Source organism: Bacillus sp. OV166, from assembly GCF_900177675.1.
Classification (GTDB): Bacteria; Bacillota; Bacilli; order Bacillales; family Cytobacillaceae; genus Neobacillus.
On record NZ_FXWM01000001.1, the window covers coordinates 580,216 to 597,543 of the forward strand.

Sequence of the window (17,328 nt, forward strand, 5' to 3'; positions counted from 1 at the left end):
TAATAATTATTTAATTGACTAATGGTTAATTTTTCTAACAGGTTTACAATATAGGTGATAACGAATAGTTATTCAAAAGCTATGAGTAAAGCTAATCTATTAGTAAGGAGCCTGGATCATGTCTTTGAACGTAACTGAGATTGAAAAGCCCTTATATATTAAAGTGCACCCTGATGATAATGTAGCGATCATTGTCAACACTGGGGGATTGCCTGAGGGGGCAATTTTTACAGATGGACTAAAACTGAATGAGCGAGTACCTCAAGGTCATAAAGTAACACTTATGATTTAAAGTGTGGGGATGCGATTATTCGTTATGGCCACATCATCGGTTATGTTAAAAATCCTGTGAAAAAAGGAAGCTGGGTCAATGAAACCATGGTTGATTTGCCAAGTGCACCCGAGCTGGACGAACTATTAGCACCTGAGCAAGCGCCACAGCCTTTGCCGCCGCTAGAGGGATATACATTTGAAGGGTATCGGAATTCGAACGGCACGGTAGGTATCAAGAACATTCTTGGAATTTCAACAAGTGTACAATGTGTCGTAGGAGTGGTGGAATTTGCAGTTAAGCGGATTAATAATGAACTTTTACCAAAATATCCAAATGTAGACGATGTCGTCGCTCTCAATCATAGCTATGGCTGTGGCGTGGCGATTAATTCCCCCGATGCAATCATCCCGATTCGAACCCTCCAAAATTTAGCCGCCCATCCGAGTTTTGGCGGTTGGCTTGGGGTGTGAAAAATTAGTTCCTGACCGATTATTACCAGATGGAGATACCTCCAATGTTATCTTATTACAAGAACAGACAGGCTTTATAAATATGGTCGAAAAGATTTTGGAAATGGCCGAGACATTTCTAAAAAGGTTAAATGAGCGGAAGCGGGAAACATGTCCTCTTTCGGATCTTGTTATTGGCGTACAATGTGGCGGTAGTGATGCTTTCTCCGGTGTAACAGCCAATCCAGCTGTTGGCTATGCTGCCGACCTCATTGTTCGGGCAGGTGGAACGGTTATGTTTTCCGAAGTGTCTGAGATAAGGGATTCTGTCCACTTATTAATGTCCAGAGTTGTTGATGAGAAAGTAGGCAACGATTTAAAAAGGGAAATGAAATGGTATGACAACTATTTGCAAGGCGGTCAAGTTGACCGGGATGCCAATCCGACGCCTGGGAATAAAAAAGGCGGCTTATCAAATGTTGTGGAAAAATCGTTGGGTTCGGTAACGAAATCGGGCAACAGTCCCCTTGTTGAAGTAGTTCCGCCAGGTGCGAAGGCAACGAAAAAAGGCTTACTTTTCGCTGCTACCCCTGCAGGTGATTTTGTCTGTGGGACACTGCAATTAGCCGCCGGAATGCATTTGCAAGTTTTCACAACGGGTCGGGGAACGCCTTATGGTTTAGCTATGGCTCCTGTGATTAAGGTTTCAACTCGCAATGCCTTAACCGAGCAATGGAATGACCTGATTGATGTTAACGCTGGAACAATTGCAACAGGTGAGGCAACGATTGAAAATGTAGGATGGGAAATTTTTCACCTGATTTTAGATGTGGCGAGTGGTCGCAAGCAAACCTATGCGGAAAAATGGGGCTTGCATAATGATTTATGCTTATTTAACCCTGCACCGATTACTTGATGCCTATGAAACAGGGCTCTGACTTTTTATGGTTGTTTCTTTTAAAATTAAAGAACAATGATATAAGGATAGAACGATTGTGGCAAAGCTAAAAATATTAAAGGCTGACAGAAAGCACGCTGTCAGCCTTTTTAGAATTGCAAAATAGTTGAATATCTTGTTAACGGTTATAATGATAGTGGAGTTGATTAGGATGAATGCGAAGGAGATATCCACACGGATCGATGTTCTTGATTATTTACGGGGATTTGCACTAATGGGGATTATCCTGGTTAACATCATTCCGTTATTGTCGATTAAGTTACCAATACCCCATACAACTGATGCATCGTACTTGAGGTTTTTATATTTATTTGTAGAAGGCCGCTTTTATACGATCTTTACCTTTTTGTTTGGTGTGGGGTTTTATATATTTATCTCCAGGGCAAATGAGAAGGGGAAAAATGGATATGTTTTGTTTTTGCGGCGAATCCTCGTGTTGTTTATCTTTGGATTAGTTCATGTGCAATTTCATCCAGGGGAAGCATTAACGGTTTACGCTATTTGTGGTCTGATTATTTTACCTTTTTATAAAGCGAACAAGGTTGTAAATCTTGTTTTTGGAATAGTCATGCTGCTCGTCCTAAGTTTGTATGCTCAGAAAATGTTTATGGTGGTTCCATTGATGTTGTTAGGAATTGCCGCCGGGCAGTACCGGCTATTTGAAGGAATATCAGATCGATGGAAAGTGACAGCTGTTTTCACAGGGGGGATGTTTGTTTTAAGTGTGGCAGGTCTTATTTATCAATATAAGCATGCCCCGTTTGATTTTGGATCAGGTGGTGAGTCCATAGAAACGCAGCAATTCTTACGGATTGGAATCACGATTGGTCCAATTGTCTCTGCTTTTTATATCGGGCTGATGATTTTGCTTCTGAATTTTCCTGTTGTCCGGCAGGTCCTGTCACCTTTAAAGAGCTACGGACGGATGGCGCTGACAAACTATGTTTCACAAACAATCTTAATCCTAGTTGCGGGGAAGATGCTGGATTTATTTGATCATATAACTTATTTACATTCACTTTATTTTTGTTTAGCTATTTATGTCATTCAACTAACGTTCAGTGCGATTTGGCTGCGCCACTTTAGCTTCGGCCCATTAGAATGGGTGTGGCGCGCGCTGACCTATTTCGAATTCCCGCCAATGCGTAAATAAAATACTTATCCAATCCTAAATTGTCCATGTGAGGTGGACAAATTCTAGCAAGTGTCTTTCGGTGGTGCCTGACACCATTTTGTAAAATACTTCTTTTCTTTATCGAAAAACTCTGTAAAATGGAGATTAAGAGTATAATTGATGTGTTTGGAGAGATCTCTATGTCGAAGAGTTTCCCGATTTTTACGAAAGAGAATGAATCTGTGGTTTATAATCCAGATGATTTAATTGACTTATTTCTTGACTGTACCGCAGACGCGATTTGTATGGTCGATATGGAGAATCGATTTATTCGAGTGAACCATGTGTATACGAAGATATTTGGCTATACAGAGGACGATGTCATCGGAAAAAGAGTTGAGGAATTTTCCACTCCTGACATAGTGCATGATATTATTGAATCAGTCAAAAGTGGTGAAGCATATCCTGATATGGTTACCCAAAGATACCATAAAGACGGAAGCATACTTGATATTGCTGTTTCCTATTCTCCCTTTCGAAATTCATGTGGGGAAATTATTGCTGTTATTGCAATCTTTCGCGATATAACAGAGCATATAAATATTGAAAGAGAATTAAAAAAGACACGTGAACTGTACAAGCTTATAACTGAAAATACATCGGATATGATTAAGGTCTATTCGTTAGATAAAAAGATAGTCTATGCATCTCCTTCTCATGAAAACGGAATTGGATATACTCCTGACCAGTTAATAGGTAAAACCGTATACGATCTTATCATACCTGAGGAAATAGACCATTTTGAAAGAGTTTATCAAAGGTTAATAGAAACAAAGGAACCACAACTGCTGCAAACAAAGTTACAAGCAGCTGATAAGGAAGTAATATACTCGGAGACCACTTTTTCTCCTATTTTTAATGAACAAGGAGAAATTGATTCCTATGTGACGGTGGGAAGGGATATTACAGACCGGGTAAAAAATGATGATGCCCTCCGAAATTTAGACCGGCTTTCGATTATTGGCCAATTGGCTGCGGGAGTTGCTCATGAAATACGAAACCCGTTGACTTCGTTGAAAGGGTTTTCAAAGCTTTTGAAAGATACTAGGAACCAAGAAAAACAAAGTGATTATTTATCAATCATCATGAACGAATTAGATCGTATTGATATGATTGTGAATGAATTTATGTCGTTGGCGAAACCTCAAGCCATTCAATTTGATCAAGAAAATCTAAATTCAATCTTAGAAAGCACGGTTAATATACTTCATCCACAAGCTTTATTACATAATGTGCATATAATCAGCCATTATCAAAAGGATAATATTGATTTGCTTTGTAATCCCAATCAGTTGAAACAGGTTTTTGTTAATTTTTTGAAAAATGCAATTGAATCGATGCCGTTTGGTGGAAATGTGAATATTCATGTGCAAAGGATAGAAGGCAAACGAGTGCAGATTAGCTTTTCGGATGAAGGGATGGGCATTGACGGCGAACTTATGCGCTATTTGGGAACTCCCTTCTATACAACCAAGGATAAAGGAATCGGACTTGGCCTAACCGTCAGCAACAAAATCATCCAGGAACATAATGGTACTATGAAAATCGACAGTCAACCTGGGAAAGGCACCACTGTAAAAGTTGAACTGGAATGCTTTTAATAAGGATGTAAAAAAGGGTGTCAGGCATCATTAAGGGACAATTGTCCCACGTGGTGCCTGACACCCTTATTTGGTGTAACGATTTGCATAGCTAGAAGCAACAAAGGCATTTGGTTTGATTTTCGGTTCAACCCCCATCGATTCGATTCTCGTTACCATTTCCTTTACAAACTCACTCGTCTTGTTTCGTTTACCAGCACCGATATCAATGTGCCCCTCCATTGTGAAGGTTGCTCCTTTATATATATAGGGGAGGACAAGATTGATCAACTCATTTTTCCTTTCTTCGTTAAACAGCGATACAATTTCCTCAGTTAAGGATAATTCAAGGGAAATCCGTTCATGTAAGTGAGTCATTTTTCTAGGAATAATGACTTTCCTTATGCACGCCCATACTCCTTTTCCTTTATTTTGAATCACAATTCCTGTGATAAAAACAGTTGTGGATCTATGGACTTGAGAATCTGTGCCAACCATTAGTCGATAGTTCCCACTTGGATCTAACTTCATGAATGCTACAATCCGTTCAAAAACCTGTTCGAACGACATTCCATTCTCCTGAAGATTTTGAAACAAATCGTGATAAGCCCCGTTTTTTTTCATCTTGAAGCACCACATCTTTCCTTTCCAACTAAAAAATTTAGTCTCGACTCTTACTCCTATCTTATGGAAAGTGATTTATTGTCGTGCAGCCATTGAAAGTATTTGATCTTTATTGAAATGTATGTAGATAGGTGAGCAAAAATGCATGGGTGTGACACCTTAGGGTGTCAGGCACTGTCCGTGGACAAACGCTTCATTTGTCCTTCCTGGGAGGACAGTTCGAAGACTGCTCAGTATTGATTCGGTTTTGAATTATGCTCAATTAACAACGGAAAATGGAATCTGCTAACCCTATATAGAAATTAATAGCCTTGGAACAACCTTTTTTCTAAAAACAATTATTTGCCTAACAATATTTGTGCCAGTCCATCATTAGATAAAGAAACGAGATTTTATCTAGATAGGGATGGATGGAAATGGCAAAGAGAAACCGAGGGAAAACAATCAGCTACCTGCCTTCAAATGGCCGGGGAACATGCCTGCTGTGTGAAAGGACAAGAATCAAGCTACTATATCCGCATACAACAGAAACAAACCAAACCATCAAAGTTTGCAAAAACTGCCAGGATAAATAAACAATGGTGTCAGGCACCGCTCGTGGACATTTGTCCTTTTGCGGTGCCTGACACCTTTTTCTTTTTTTGGTGATATCAGGCAACGGGGATCATACACTCATTTTTTAAAAGGATATTAACACTAATTGTCGAATAAACTTAACTGTAGTGCAATTAGCCTAAAGTGGTTGTGAGAGTGTAGTCCCAAATAAATAGATGTTAAAGGGGTGAGATGGATGGCGAAGCGGATTGTGAAGCAGCATGAATTAAATTTTTTGAAGCGGGAGCTTAGGTTCTTAGAAGATTCAGAGATTCTTCCTGCAGGAAAGGCCAATGAGATAGATGAGATTTACGAGGTACAGAGACTTTCTTTCACAAAAACACTTTTGTATGTGGGTTCTATTTTGATTGGCGCGGGGGTACTCAGTTTTATCGCGAGTAATTGGGATGAGATTGGAAAAACAGCGAAGCTCCTGTTAATCATCGCGCTGTTCGTTGCCAGTAATCTGGCAGGATTTAAAATGGAAAGGAACTATCCAAAGACATCTAAAAGCCTTTATTATGTAGGTGTTCTTGTGTTCGGGGCGGGGATTTTTCTTGTGGAGCAAATGTTTCATCTCGGAACAAATTCACAAAATGCTTTTTTATGGTGGTCGCTTGGCATTTTGCCATTAGCATGGGTATTACGGGATAAATGGATCCTATTAGCATCTTCCTTTTTTGTCCTCAAATACATGCTGGATGGACAATATCTCGAAGGGGTAAATATCCCGTATTGGACACTGCTTTGGATTGCTGCCATTTATTTACTTAATGAAAAAATAGGGTTTTCAAAAGTAACTGGATTTGTCGCTGGCTTATTATCGCTAGCATTTATCGGGACGGTCATTAGCTTTTTTGTCAACCGCTATGAATATACTGATTTTCCTTACGTGTATGGATTAATCTATTTGGTCTTAGGAGTGGCTCTAGTCCTCTCAAGAGGGAGAATTAGAGACATTTATGTTGTCTTGGGATACCTCGTTCATGGTGCCTCAGCGCTATTGTTATCTTTTGAAGATACCTGGCCAATGGATTGGATGTATATTCCCTTTTCGGTCATCTATGTGCTCTATGTATTGTATTTAATTAAAAAAGGAAGTTTGCTCAGTATCATTATTCTATGCGTGATGATCTTCCGTTTTTACTTGGATTTATCCTTTGAGTTTTTGCCGAAATCGTTCGTATTTATTATTGGAGGATTCCTGCTCCTAGGTTTCGGTTTTTATTTTGAAAAACAAAGGAAAAAAGGGGTGAGTGTGCATGAATAAGCGAGCAAAGCAGTTGGTTTTGGCCTGTTCCGTACCGGTGCTGATTTTGTTAGGTATGTGCTTCGCGCCCCTCTATACCATGTTAACGGGGGTGGATATGATTATCCAATCCAAACCGTTGGACCCATCCGACCTATTTCGAGGTGATTATGTGACCCTTCAATATGAAGCTGAAGAAGTCCCGATAAGTTTGGTGGATAAGGCTGTGGTCTCACGATTGCAGGACCAGGGGGGACAGTTTGATGTATTCGTTCTTATGGAGAAAAAGGACGGAGTCCACACCCCCATTAAAGTCAGCCTTGAAAAACCCGATAAAGGAATATTCCTAAAAGGAACAATAAACTATATTGATAAAGACAACCAAGGACAAGAAATTGCCTTCATTGAGTACAATCTGGATAAATACTTCCTTGAGGACAACACCGGGGCAGAATGGGAAAAAGCCTCTGCTAAAGGAGAAATACTAGCCAAACTAAAAGTAAACAACGGCTATGCCGTCCTGACCGATATCACAACCAAGTAAAAGTTGGTGTCAAAAAGTTGGTGTCAGGCACCGCACGTGGACAAAATTGCCTTTTGTCCACGTGGAGAGAACAGTGGTCTTTCTCGGTACCTGACACCTTCTTTCATTCCTAATGTTAACTTAAATTAAAATTAGGTTGACAATACAGTGTTCAACCATATATTTTAATATTATAACAATTAATTATTGGGGTGGGAGAATGATGAAGAAATTAAGAGCTTTGGATATAACACTAGTGGGGATGTTTGTAGCATTAATGGCGATTGGGGCAAATATAACCTCCTTTGTACCTTTTATGGTGGTGGGAGGAGTTCCAATTACACTCCAAACCTTTTTCGCTATCCTGGCAGGAGCTATTTTGGGGAGCCGGTTAGGATCCATAGCGATGACGGTTTATATGCTAGTTGGCTTTGTGGGCGTTCCTGTTTTTGCTAAATTTGGGGCAGGTCCATCCACAATTTTTAGTCCTACCTTCGGCTTTATTATATCGTATATTTTTACAGCGTTTATCATTGGAAAAATCGTTGAGAAGAAGAAAACTGTCGCAGCCTTTATCATCGCCTCCTTAATCGGAATGGCTGTAAACTACTTCTTCGGTACTAATTGGATGTATTTTGCCTATAAGCTTTGGGCTGCTGCACCAGAAGGATTCACTTATAAAATGGCCTGGTTATGGATGGTTGTTCCGCTGCCAAAAGACATAATCTTAGCCGTCCTTGCCGGAATCATGGCCCACCGACTAGAAAAAACCGTCCTTTCAAAAGGACAATTTAAACATTTAAAGCGTGTTTCTTAAGGGCATCAAGTTATAAACAAACTAAGGGTGTCAGGCACCGCTCGTGGACATTTGTCTTTTAGCGGTGCCTGACACCCTTTTTGTGACCTTTTTTCGAAGTAATTGCTTGATACGAAATTTTTAGATTATTCGGATGTAACACATATAATTTACAAGGGCATTTTGATATAATTCAGGAATAATGGATTTATATATTGATAGAAGTTATTACAGAATGGGTGATTACAATCATCAGGTCACGATTGAGAAGCTTAAATACCCTGCGTAATCAGATTCTAGCTGTTTTTTTGTTTGTTATGATGATTGTTCTTGCGATTGTTTCCATTATGGTATACAACCAGGTCGGAACTTTAATGAAGGACAATGCAGAGGAACAAATTCAGCAAACAGCAGTTGAAGCAAATGGAAGAATGGAAACATTATATAGACAAGTGGACACACTGTCGAACCAATTGGCGACGAATGGTACCGTCCAGCAGCTACTGTTAGGGATCGTTGACGGGGATATCATGGATTTCGCCAAGCAGCAATCGTTAATCAAAGTCATCAATAATTTCTACGCCTACTCGGATGGGATTTCCAGCTTTGAACTATTTACATCTAAGGGGAAAAGAATTTATCCTTTTGATAATAAGTAATTATCTAACCGCATTCAACCGAGATGGATAGAGGTAGCGGATAAAGAAAAAGGACGATTAGTATGGGTAGGAAAAGACCCGGCCAATACCAATTATTCTTATGCCATTAGAAGAGTGAGTTTAATAGACCGTTGGTTTTCAAACGGGGGATATTTGGTCGTTCGGATCTCTAACAGCTATTTTCAAGTAAAAGAGAACATAGAGGAACATGGAGAAAAGGGGTATATGATGCTCCTTGATCGAGACTTAGCTCCAATTACTGATAATTATGGAATTGATATTCAGAATATGCTTTTAGAAGGACAAAAAGCCGTTACTATTAATAAAAAAGAGTTCATGATAGTAAAGGAATCGTCCAAACTGACGGGCTGGACATTGGTTATCTTAAAGCCGACGAGTTTCCTTTCAGAACGTGTCTCAGCGGTACGTCCCTTTATTTTACTATCGGGTGTAATCGGATATATCATTTTCTTTGTCTCTTCTATTTTTTTGGCGACGATGATCACGAGGCCTATTAAGCGACTAACCAATACAATGAAGAAAGCTAAAATGGATGAATTAAAGATAAATCCTGGAAGTTCCGCGTCGTTGGAAATTATTGAACTTAATAATACGTACAACCAAATGGTCGAAAACACGAATCACCTAATACAAGAGGTGTATGAAAAGGAACTGTTGCGGAGTAGAACTGAATTGAAAGCGCTTCAATCCCAAATTGATCCCCATTTTCTTTACAATACATTAAATGCCCTTTACTGGTCATTAGAAGAAAAGGGAGAAGAGGATTTGGCAGGGACAGTCATTGCGATGTCAGAGCTTTTTCGCTATACAATTGGAAACAAAAATAGTGGCGAATGGGTAACCATTCACGATGAACTTGAACATATTGAACGCTATTTACAGCTGATGAAAATGAGGCTGGGGGACCGATTGATATGGTCTATATCGGTGCGGCCAGAATTCATAGATATAAAAATACCAAAGCTTATCATTCAGCCTTTAGTTGAAAATGCAATAATCCATGGAATTGAGAAAAAGAGAAAGCAAGGTACCGTCTTTATCCATGTTGAAAAAGTGGACGACTCCTCAAATATCACGATAACCGTAAAGGACAATGGTTCAGGAATGGAGGCGGAAATGCTTTCACAAATTAATCACGCGATAGAAATGGATGGTGAGTCTTCCATTAAAGGAATGGGGATGGCTCTTACCAATGTGAATAAAAGAATTCGACTTTATTATGATCAATACAATTTGAAGCATCTATACCTAGATAGTGAACAAGGCGAGGGAACAAAGGTTACATTTGAAATTCCAGAGCTGAGGAGGTAAATAACAGATGGATACCAAGACTATCTTAATCGTCGATGATGAGCAAACAACAAGACAAGGCTTGAAAAAAACACTGGAAATATGGTCCGCGGGAAAATATGAAATAATAAGTGCTACTGATGGACCTGAGGCATATGAGCTATTTGGCAAACATAAAATTCATCTTCTAATCACAGATGTTTGCATGCCTGAGATGGATGGTTTGAAACTGTTGAAAAACATTAAGGATAGAGGATATAAGCCCGTTGTGATGATTATTTCTGGACATCCTGATTTTGAATATGCTCAGGAAGCAATTCGTTTGGGAGTAATTAATTATCTCCTGAAGCCGTTAAGTAAACAAAAACTAATTGAAGCAGTTGAGCAGGCATTGGAAACAGAAGCTAACATCGAAAGGGCAGACCATCTAGAAAAAGTTGCCGATCAAAAGCTACTGAATGTGGATGCTCGGAAAGACCTCTTGAATTCTCTAATAAAAGATGCAATTACATTCATAAATAAAAATTTAAATAGGCAGGTCAGCTTAAAGGAAGTGGCTGATACTGTCCATTTAAATGCCAGTTATTTCAGTGTTTTGTTTAAAGAGCAAACCCGTTTGACATTTAGTGAATACTTGACGAGAAAAAGGCTGCAAATGGCCAAAAACCTTTTATTAACCACGGATGCACATGTCGAAGATATCGCCCAGCAGGCAGGCTATCAGACAGCTAAGTATTTCATTAAAATCTTTAAGGATTATGAGGGAATTACACCAAGCAAATACAGAAAAGTGGCTGTCCTTGACGAAGCACCTATCCAAAAATAGTGGAATTTCCCCCAATCGCGGTTACCTTACCGTGATTTTTTATTAGTGCTAAAATTCAGTATGTAAGCGAAAACAATTTATTGGGGGTTTTGAAATGTTTAAGAAAGCGTATACATTGTTACTAGTACTTGCACTGCTTCTTACAGCTGGTCTTGCGGGCTGCAGTGGTTCTGACAAGGCTAGCAATGAGAGCAGTTCCAAGAAAACGATTAAATTCATGCATCTTTGGCCTGCCGGAAGCTCCAAACAACAAAATTTGATCGTGTCAGATATTATCAAGCAATACGAGGCAAATCATAAGGATGTAAAAATTGAGGTTGAAGTACTTGAAAATGAACAATACAAGAACAAAATGAAAGTTCTTTCCGCATCTAACGAGCTTCCAGATGTAGGTTTTACATGGGCAGCTGGATATATGACTCCTTTCGTTAAAGGAAAGCTTTTTTCACCACTTGATGATGTATTATCTGGCGGTTTGAAAGATTCTTTCATTAGTGGAACAACAGAAGCATATGCGTTAGACGGCAAAACTTATGGTCTTCCACTAGAATTAAACATCGCTCCTATTTATTACAATAAAGAAATTTTCAAAAAATTTAATCTCGAAGTACCACAAACTTACAGTGAATTCACAAATGTTGTGAAAACACTTGCTAGTAAAGGTGTAGCACCAATTGCACTTGGAAATAAAGATCGTTGGACTGGATCTCTATGGTATATGTACCTTGCAGACCGTTTAGGTGGTTCTGAGGTTTTAAACAAAGCAATCGATCGTACTGGTTCATTTGAAGATCCTGCCTTAGTAACAGCTGCAGATGAAATTCAAAAACTTGTAAAAGAAAATGCATTCAATAAAGGATTTAATGGTTTGTCAAATGATGAAGGAAAATCAGAATTCTTAAATGGAAAAGCTGCTATGTACCTAATGGGGACATGGGAACTTCCGAACTTCACGACAAATGAAGAAATTCCACAAGCATTCCGTGACAATGTTGGATTCTTTAAATTCCCAACAGTTGAAGGCGGTAAAGGGAACATCGACAGTTGGGTTGGCGGTCCTGGGGTTGGCTTGTTCGTATCTGAAAACTCAAAGGTTAAGCCTGAAGCAAAAGAATTTGTTAAATTCTTTGTTGAAAAATGGGGAGAGCAATCTGTTGAAAAAGCAGGTGTAATTCCAGCTACTAAAGTTGATACTGCCAAAGTTAAATTGCCACAACTTTATATTGATGTATTAAACGAATTGAATAAAGCTAGCAATCTAACATTATTCGCAGATGTTCAAATGAGTGCATCTGTTGCTGAAACACATTTGAATCTAATTCAATCACTGTTCGGGAACGAAGTGAATCCAAAAGATTTTGCTAAACAACACGAAGATGCGTTAAAGGCTGACGAAGGCAAATAATCGCAACTTAGAAAAAAGGGGCATATATCTTTACTTTTGGTATGTGCCCCTTCATTTTATCCTGTTTGCAAAGGAGTTGAACCGTAATGAATAGAGTTATGTCCAATAAAAAGATAGTTGCTCTGTATATCGCACCAGCGCTTTTTCTTATCCTTGCCTTGATTTATGTCCCAATTGTGCAAACCGGATATTTCGGCTTAATGAAATGGAATGGAATCGGAAAGATGGAATTCATTGGCTTAAAAAATTATGCCCATCTGATACAGGATTCCTTGTTTTGGAAGAGTGCCTACCACTCCTTAATACTGGCAGTTTTTTCAACACTTAGCTTGATTGGTTATTTATTCATCTCGATGATATTGGCAGGCAAAATAAAAGGAGCAGATTTGCTTAGAAAAATCTATCTGATTCCCATGCTGCTTGCATCTGTTGCCATTGCGCAACTCTGGCTGAAAATTTACCACCCTACAAATGGAATTCTAAATAGTGTTCTGGTTTCACTTGGAGTTGAAAATCCACCCGCATGGCTAGCAGAACCAGGCATCGCGCTATACGCGATTATCGTCCCGATTATCTGGCAATATGCAGGCTTTTATATTTTGATCTATTATGCAGCATTGAAAAACATCCCGGATTCCCTTGAAGAAGCTGCGAAAATTGATGGAGCTACGCCACTTCAAATTGCATTAAAAATAAAAATTCCATTAATCATGAATGTAATCAAGGTAACGATTGTTCTTGCAGTTGTCGGATCATTGAAATATTTCGACTTGATTTATGTTATGACTGATGGAGGTCCAAACAATTCCAGTGAGGTTATGGCTTCATATATGTACCATAAAGCATTTAAGGGCTTTGACTTTGGGTACGGAAGTGCTATTGGTTTTTTCTTATTAATCATCTGTTTAGTTGTTACGTATATCATAAGGAAACTTACCACACAGAATGACGATATTTATTAAAAGAGGGGGGATTTAGGTGAATACGGTGAAAACGACTGGATCTCCGGTAATCATAAATAAGGAAAAATCGAATCTAGCGAAGAGCCCATTCCTTAATCGCGCAGCCTATGGAATTATGTACCTATTCCTTATTATCGTAGCAATTTTTCAAATCTTTCCGATCATCTGGTTATTTCTTTTCTCATTGAAAAATAACCAAGAAGTTTTTAATATGTCTCCATTTTCCTTGCCAGCACAGCCAAAGTGGGAAAATTACCAAAAGGTTTGGACAGAGGGGAACATTAGCCAATACTTTTTCAACAGTATCACCTACACGGTAGTAGCGGTTGTATTGACTGTTATTTTAGCAAGTATGGTAACATTCGCTCTTACGAGAATGAACTGGAAGGGCAGTAAATTGGTGTTGGGCTTATTCATGGTAGGACTAATGATTCCGGTCCATTCCACACTGATTCCTTTATTTAATACTTTTACAAAAATAAACCTGATTGATAATCCGCTTTCTGTCATCTTCGCCTATACTGCCTTTAATCTGCCAATCACAATTATGATATTGCTTGGATTTTATGAGGCACTGCCAAGAGAGGTAGAAGAGGCTGCTGTTATGGACGGAGCTTCGATTAATCATATATTTTTCCGGATTACCCTGCCAATGACTGCACCAGTTATTGCAACAGCAGCGATTATTAACATGATTTACAACTGGAATGAATTTGTTTTCGTCAACACATTTATTAGTTCAGACAGCTTTAAAACGCTGACAGTTGGAATTCAGAACTTTATCGGTCAATATACAACGGACTGGGGTGCAATTGGTGCAACACTTGTTATTAGTATCCTGCCAATTCTGATTGCATTCTTAATCTTGAGCAACCGAATTGTCGAAGGAATTGCTTCGGGTTCAGTTAAAGGCTGATTTATTATAATCTAGCAACCTATGAAAATAGGATGGAAGGTATTGAGGGAAACTTGGGATTAGAGGTGAAAAACCGTGCAATTTGGAAAAACGATGGGGAAACTGTTCACTTTTTGTGAGTGGATCATGAGGCTTGCATACGTCAATCTGTTATGGTTTCTCTTTTCCCTAGCAGGATTGGTTCTGCTGGGAATCATGCCGGCAACGGTGGCTCTTTTTACGATCGTCCGAAAATGGCAGTTAAAAGAAACCGACCTCCCCATTTGGAAAACGTTTCTTTCCGTTTACAAACAAGAATTCAAAAAATCAAATGGATTGGGTATATGTATCGGATTGAGTGGGGTATTTATCATTTTTGACTTTCTTTACTTGAGAACAGTAGGGGGAGCGCTCCAATTTACCTTGTTCATCCCATTACTGATTATCACAGGATTTTACGTACTTACCCTTGCTTATATTTTTCCAGTCTATGTCCATTTTGAATTAAAAACTTTGGATTATATAAAAAATGCCTTTTTCTTAAGCGTACTTAATTTGCACATGACCATATTGATGCTGGTAGCTTCAGGAGCGATCATTTTCTTGAATTTGTACCAAACAAGCTTCATCCCATTTTTTAGTGCTGCAACGATTGCTTGGATACTGATGTTTGGAGGGAATTATTGCTTTAACCGGGTGGGGGCAAGACAAAAGAAGGTAAGTAGTGCTGGCAGATATGGTAAGTGCTAAAACGAGCATGAATATTAGTTGATGAACAGGAGTGTTAAAAAAATGGCTACAATTCAAAATCCCATTTTAACGGGTTTCAATCCAGATCCGTGTATTTGCCGGGTTGGCGAAGATTATTATATTGCGGTGTCGACATTTGAATGGTTTCCAGGGGTGAGGATTTACCATTCCAAGGATCTAAAAAACTGGCGTTTAGCAGCGAGGCCGCTAAACCGGTTAAGCCAGTTGAATATGATGGGGAATCCGGATTCGGGAGGAATATGGGCACCGGCACTAACCTACCGTGATGGTCAGTTCTGGCTGATTTATACGGATGTAAAGGTGGTTGAAGGTCAATGGAAGGATTGCCATAATTACCTTGCTACCTGTGAAACGATTGATGGCGAGTGGTCAGACCCAATTTATTTGAATAGCTCAGGCTTTGATCCCTCATTATTTCATGATGAAGATGGTAAAAAATATTTGTTCAACATGAATTGGGATCATCGTATGGGTCATCACAATTTTTACGGGATTTCACTTCAGGAATACAGTCCGGTAGAACAAAAGCTAGTTGGTAAGGCTGAAATTATTTTTAAAGGAACAGATATTAAACTAACGGAGGCGCCGCATTTATATAAAATTGGTGACTATTACTTTCTATTAACGGCTGAAGGCGGCACGAAATTTGATCACCAAGCAACCATTGCGCGCTCTAAACAACTGAGGGGTCCATACGAAGTGCATCCGGAGAACCCGCTGATCACGTCGTTCCATGCCCCGAGGATTCCTCTTCAAAAAGCGGGTCATGCTTCTATTGTACATACCCATACAGGTGAGTGGTTCCTTGTTCATTTAACTGGAAGACCATTGTCCAGAGAAGGACAGCCTTTGTTAGATCCCCGTGGCTACTGTCCACTTGGAAGGGAAACTGCGATCCAGAGACTAGAGTGGAAAAATGATTGGCCATATGTTGTCGGAGGAAACCAGCCATCTGTTGAGATAGAAGGGCCAAGGGTGGAGGAAGTGAAGTGGGACAGGGACTTCCCTGAGAAAGACGAATTTGATACAGAAATGTTGAACCCTCATTTTCAGAGCTTACGGATCCCATTAGGGGAGAAAATCGTTTCATTGAAAGATAACCCTGGTCACTTGCGCCTGTACGGGAAAGAATCGTTAACTTCTAAATTCACACAAGCATTTGTGGCAAGACGTTGGCAGCATTTTACCTTTAGCGTGGAGACAAAAGTTGCCTTTAACCCGAACACCTTCCAGCAATCTGCAGGCTTGGTGAATTACTATAATACACAGAACTGGACATCATGCCAGGTCACCTGGAACGAGGACAAAGGGAGAATCCTTGAACTCATGACCTGTGAAAATTTTACCTTTGACCAACCGCTTCAAGGTCAAGAAATTGTCATTCCAGAGGATGTTGAATATGTGTATCTTCGTGTGGATGTGAAGACGGATGTATATCAATACTCCTACTCTTTCGATGGTGAGAACTGGTCAGTGATTCCAGTAACATTCCACTCCTACAAGTTGTCGGACGATTATATTCAAGGCGGCGGCTTCTTCACCGGCGCATTTGTGGGCATGCAATGCCAAGACACATCAGGCCAAAACCTGCATGCAGATTTTGACTACTTTAGTTACAAAAACAACAATTGATACTATTTTACATTTAAGTTTGTTGTTGATATCAAAAAAGGTGTCAGGCACCACTCGTGGACATTTGTCCACGAGCGGTGCCTGACACCCTCTTTTATTTTATATTATCTCCACATTAGCAACCTCTTTAACATAATCTCTTAACTTATAATAAAGTTAAGAAATTGATTTTTACACTTGGCAAAAAACTAATCAAACGTTTGATTAAATGGGACTGAAACCATGGCAGATCTGGTCTTTTTAATGAAAATGAAAAAACTAATCAAGCGTTTGATTAAATGAATTTGAGGCCATGATAGATTTAATTTTTTTAGGGAAATGGAAAAACTAATTAAACGTTTGATTAAATCGAATTAAAGACATGATAGATCTTGTTATTTAGCAAAGTGGAAAAACTAATCAAACGATTGATTAATCGTGTCGAGGCCATGATACATCTGGCTTTTTAAGCAAAGTAGGAAAACTAATTAAACGATTGATTATAAACAGGATCAGGCAACAGAAGTTCATTTGAGTATTAAAGCAAAGTGTAAAAGTAATCGAACGTTTGATTAAATTGAATTGAAGCTATGATACATCTGGCTTTTTAAGAAAGGGGGAAATACTAATCAAACGTTTGATTAAATCCTAGTGGCAGTAATAAACC

The 17,328-nt window shown here is 39.1% G+C and carries 15 protein-coding genes and 1 pseudogene; 15 read left to right on the top strand and 1 reads right to left on the bottom strand.

The annotated features are described in order from the left end of the window. Positions 1-118 precede the first annotated feature (118 nt). From garD to CCK98_RS02825, 3 genes and pseudogenes are all read left to right on the top strand, one after another. Positions 119-1,639, top strand: a pseudogene (gene garD, locus CCK98_RS02815) (galactarate dehydratase). A gap of 193 nt (positions 1,640-1,832) precedes the next feature. After that, complete coding sequence (locus tag CCK98_RS02820; RefSeq protein ID WP_088085195.1) at positions 1,833-2,834, top strand: DUF418 domain-containing protein; 1,002 nt, start codon at positions 1,833-1,835, stop codon at positions 2,832-2,834. A gap of 161 nt (positions 2,835-2,995) precedes the next feature. Then, complete coding sequence (locus tag CCK98_RS02825) at positions 2,996-4,456, top strand: PAS domain S-box protein (RefSeq protein ID WP_088085196.1); 1,461 nt, start codon at positions 2,996-2,998, stop codon at positions 4,454-4,456. A 66-nt stretch (positions 4,457-4,522) separates the two neighbouring features. On the opposite strand, the gene CCK98_RS02830 is transcribed toward CCK98_RS02825, so the two are convergent. Next, a complete protein-coding gene (locus tag CCK98_RS02830; protein ID WP_088085197.1) occupies positions 4,523-5,059 on the bottom strand; it encodes a ribonuclease H-like YkuK family protein in 537 nt (178 codons plus the stop codon). 416 nt (positions 5,060-5,475) lie between these two features. Here CCK98_RS02830 and CCK98_RS35105 point away from each other — a divergent pair, with 416 nt between their 5' ends. From CCK98_RS35105 to CCK98_RS02880, 12 genes are all read left to right on the top strand, one after another. Then, positions 5,476-5,634, top strand: a complete 159-nt coding sequence (locus tag CCK98_RS35105; RefSeq protein ID WP_179195693.1) for a hypothetical protein — start codon at positions 5,476-5,478, stop codon at positions 5,632-5,634. A 215-nt stretch (positions 5,635-5,849) separates the two neighbouring features. After that, a complete protein-coding gene (locus CCK98_RS02835) occupies positions 5,850-6,923 on the top strand; it encodes a DUF2157 domain-containing protein (protein ID WP_088085198.1) in 1,074 nt (357 codons plus the stop codon). Beyond that, positions 6,916-7,446, top strand: a complete 531-nt coding sequence (locus CCK98_RS02840) for a GDYXXLXY domain-containing protein (protein ID WP_088085199.1) — start codon at positions 6,916-6,918, stop codon at positions 7,444-7,446. Before CCK98_RS02835 ends, CCK98_RS02840 begins: the two co-directional genes overlap by 8 nt. 199 nt (positions 7,447-7,645) lie before the next feature. Beyond that, complete coding sequence (locus CCK98_RS02845; protein ID WP_088085200.1) at positions 7,646-8,242, top strand: biotin transporter BioY; 597 nt, start codon at positions 7,646-7,648, stop codon at positions 8,240-8,242. A 194-nt stretch (positions 8,243-8,436) separates the two neighbouring features. Further along, the gene (locus tag CCK98_RS36030; protein ID WP_256942236.1) at positions 8,437-8,880 is read left to right on the top strand and encodes a hypothetical protein; all 444 of its coding nucleotides are present in this window, start codon (positions 8,437-8,439) and stop codon (positions 8,878-8,880) included. Between the two features lie 153 nt (positions 8,881-9,033). After that, positions 9,034-10,212, top strand: coding sequence for a sensor histidine kinase (locus CCK98_RS02850; protein WP_256942237.1), 1,179 nt, complete (start codon positions 9,034-9,036; stop codon positions 10,210-10,212). 7 nt (positions 10,213-10,219) lie between these two features. Then, positions 10,220-11,017, top strand: coding sequence for a response regulator (locus CCK98_RS02855; protein WP_088085201.1), 798 nt, complete (start codon positions 10,220-10,222; stop codon positions 11,015-11,017). Between the two features lie 94 nt (positions 11,018-11,111). Continuing rightward, a complete protein-coding gene (locus CCK98_RS02860; protein WP_088085202.1) occupies positions 11,112-12,422 on the top strand; it encodes an extracellular solute-binding protein in 1,311 nt (436 codons plus the stop codon). An 86-nt stretch (positions 12,423-12,508) separates the two neighbouring features. After that, positions 12,509-13,384: a carbohydrate ABC transporter permease gene (locus tag CCK98_RS02865; RefSeq protein WP_088085203.1), complete on the top strand. Its 876-nt coding sequence runs from the start codon at positions 12,509-12,511 to the stop codon at positions 13,382-13,384. 115 nt (positions 13,385-13,499) lie between these two features. Next, positions 13,500-14,300, top strand: a complete 801-nt coding sequence (locus CCK98_RS02870) for a carbohydrate ABC transporter permease (protein ID WP_179195994.1) — start codon at positions 13,500-13,502, stop codon at positions 14,298-14,300. A gap of 75 nt (positions 14,301-14,375) precedes the next feature. Next, the gene (locus tag CCK98_RS02875) at positions 14,376-15,029 is read left to right on the top strand and encodes a YesL family protein (RefSeq protein WP_256942238.1); all 654 of its coding nucleotides are present in this window, start codon (positions 14,376-14,378) and stop codon (positions 15,027-15,029) included. Positions 15,030-15,071: 42 nt separating this feature from the next. Further along, on the top strand, positions 15,072-16,682 hold the full coding sequence (locus CCK98_RS02880; protein WP_088085205.1) for a glycoside hydrolase family 43 protein: 1,611 nt from the start codon (positions 15,072-15,074) through the stop codon (positions 16,680-16,682). The last annotated feature ends 646 nt before the right edge of the window (positions 16,683-17,328 follow it).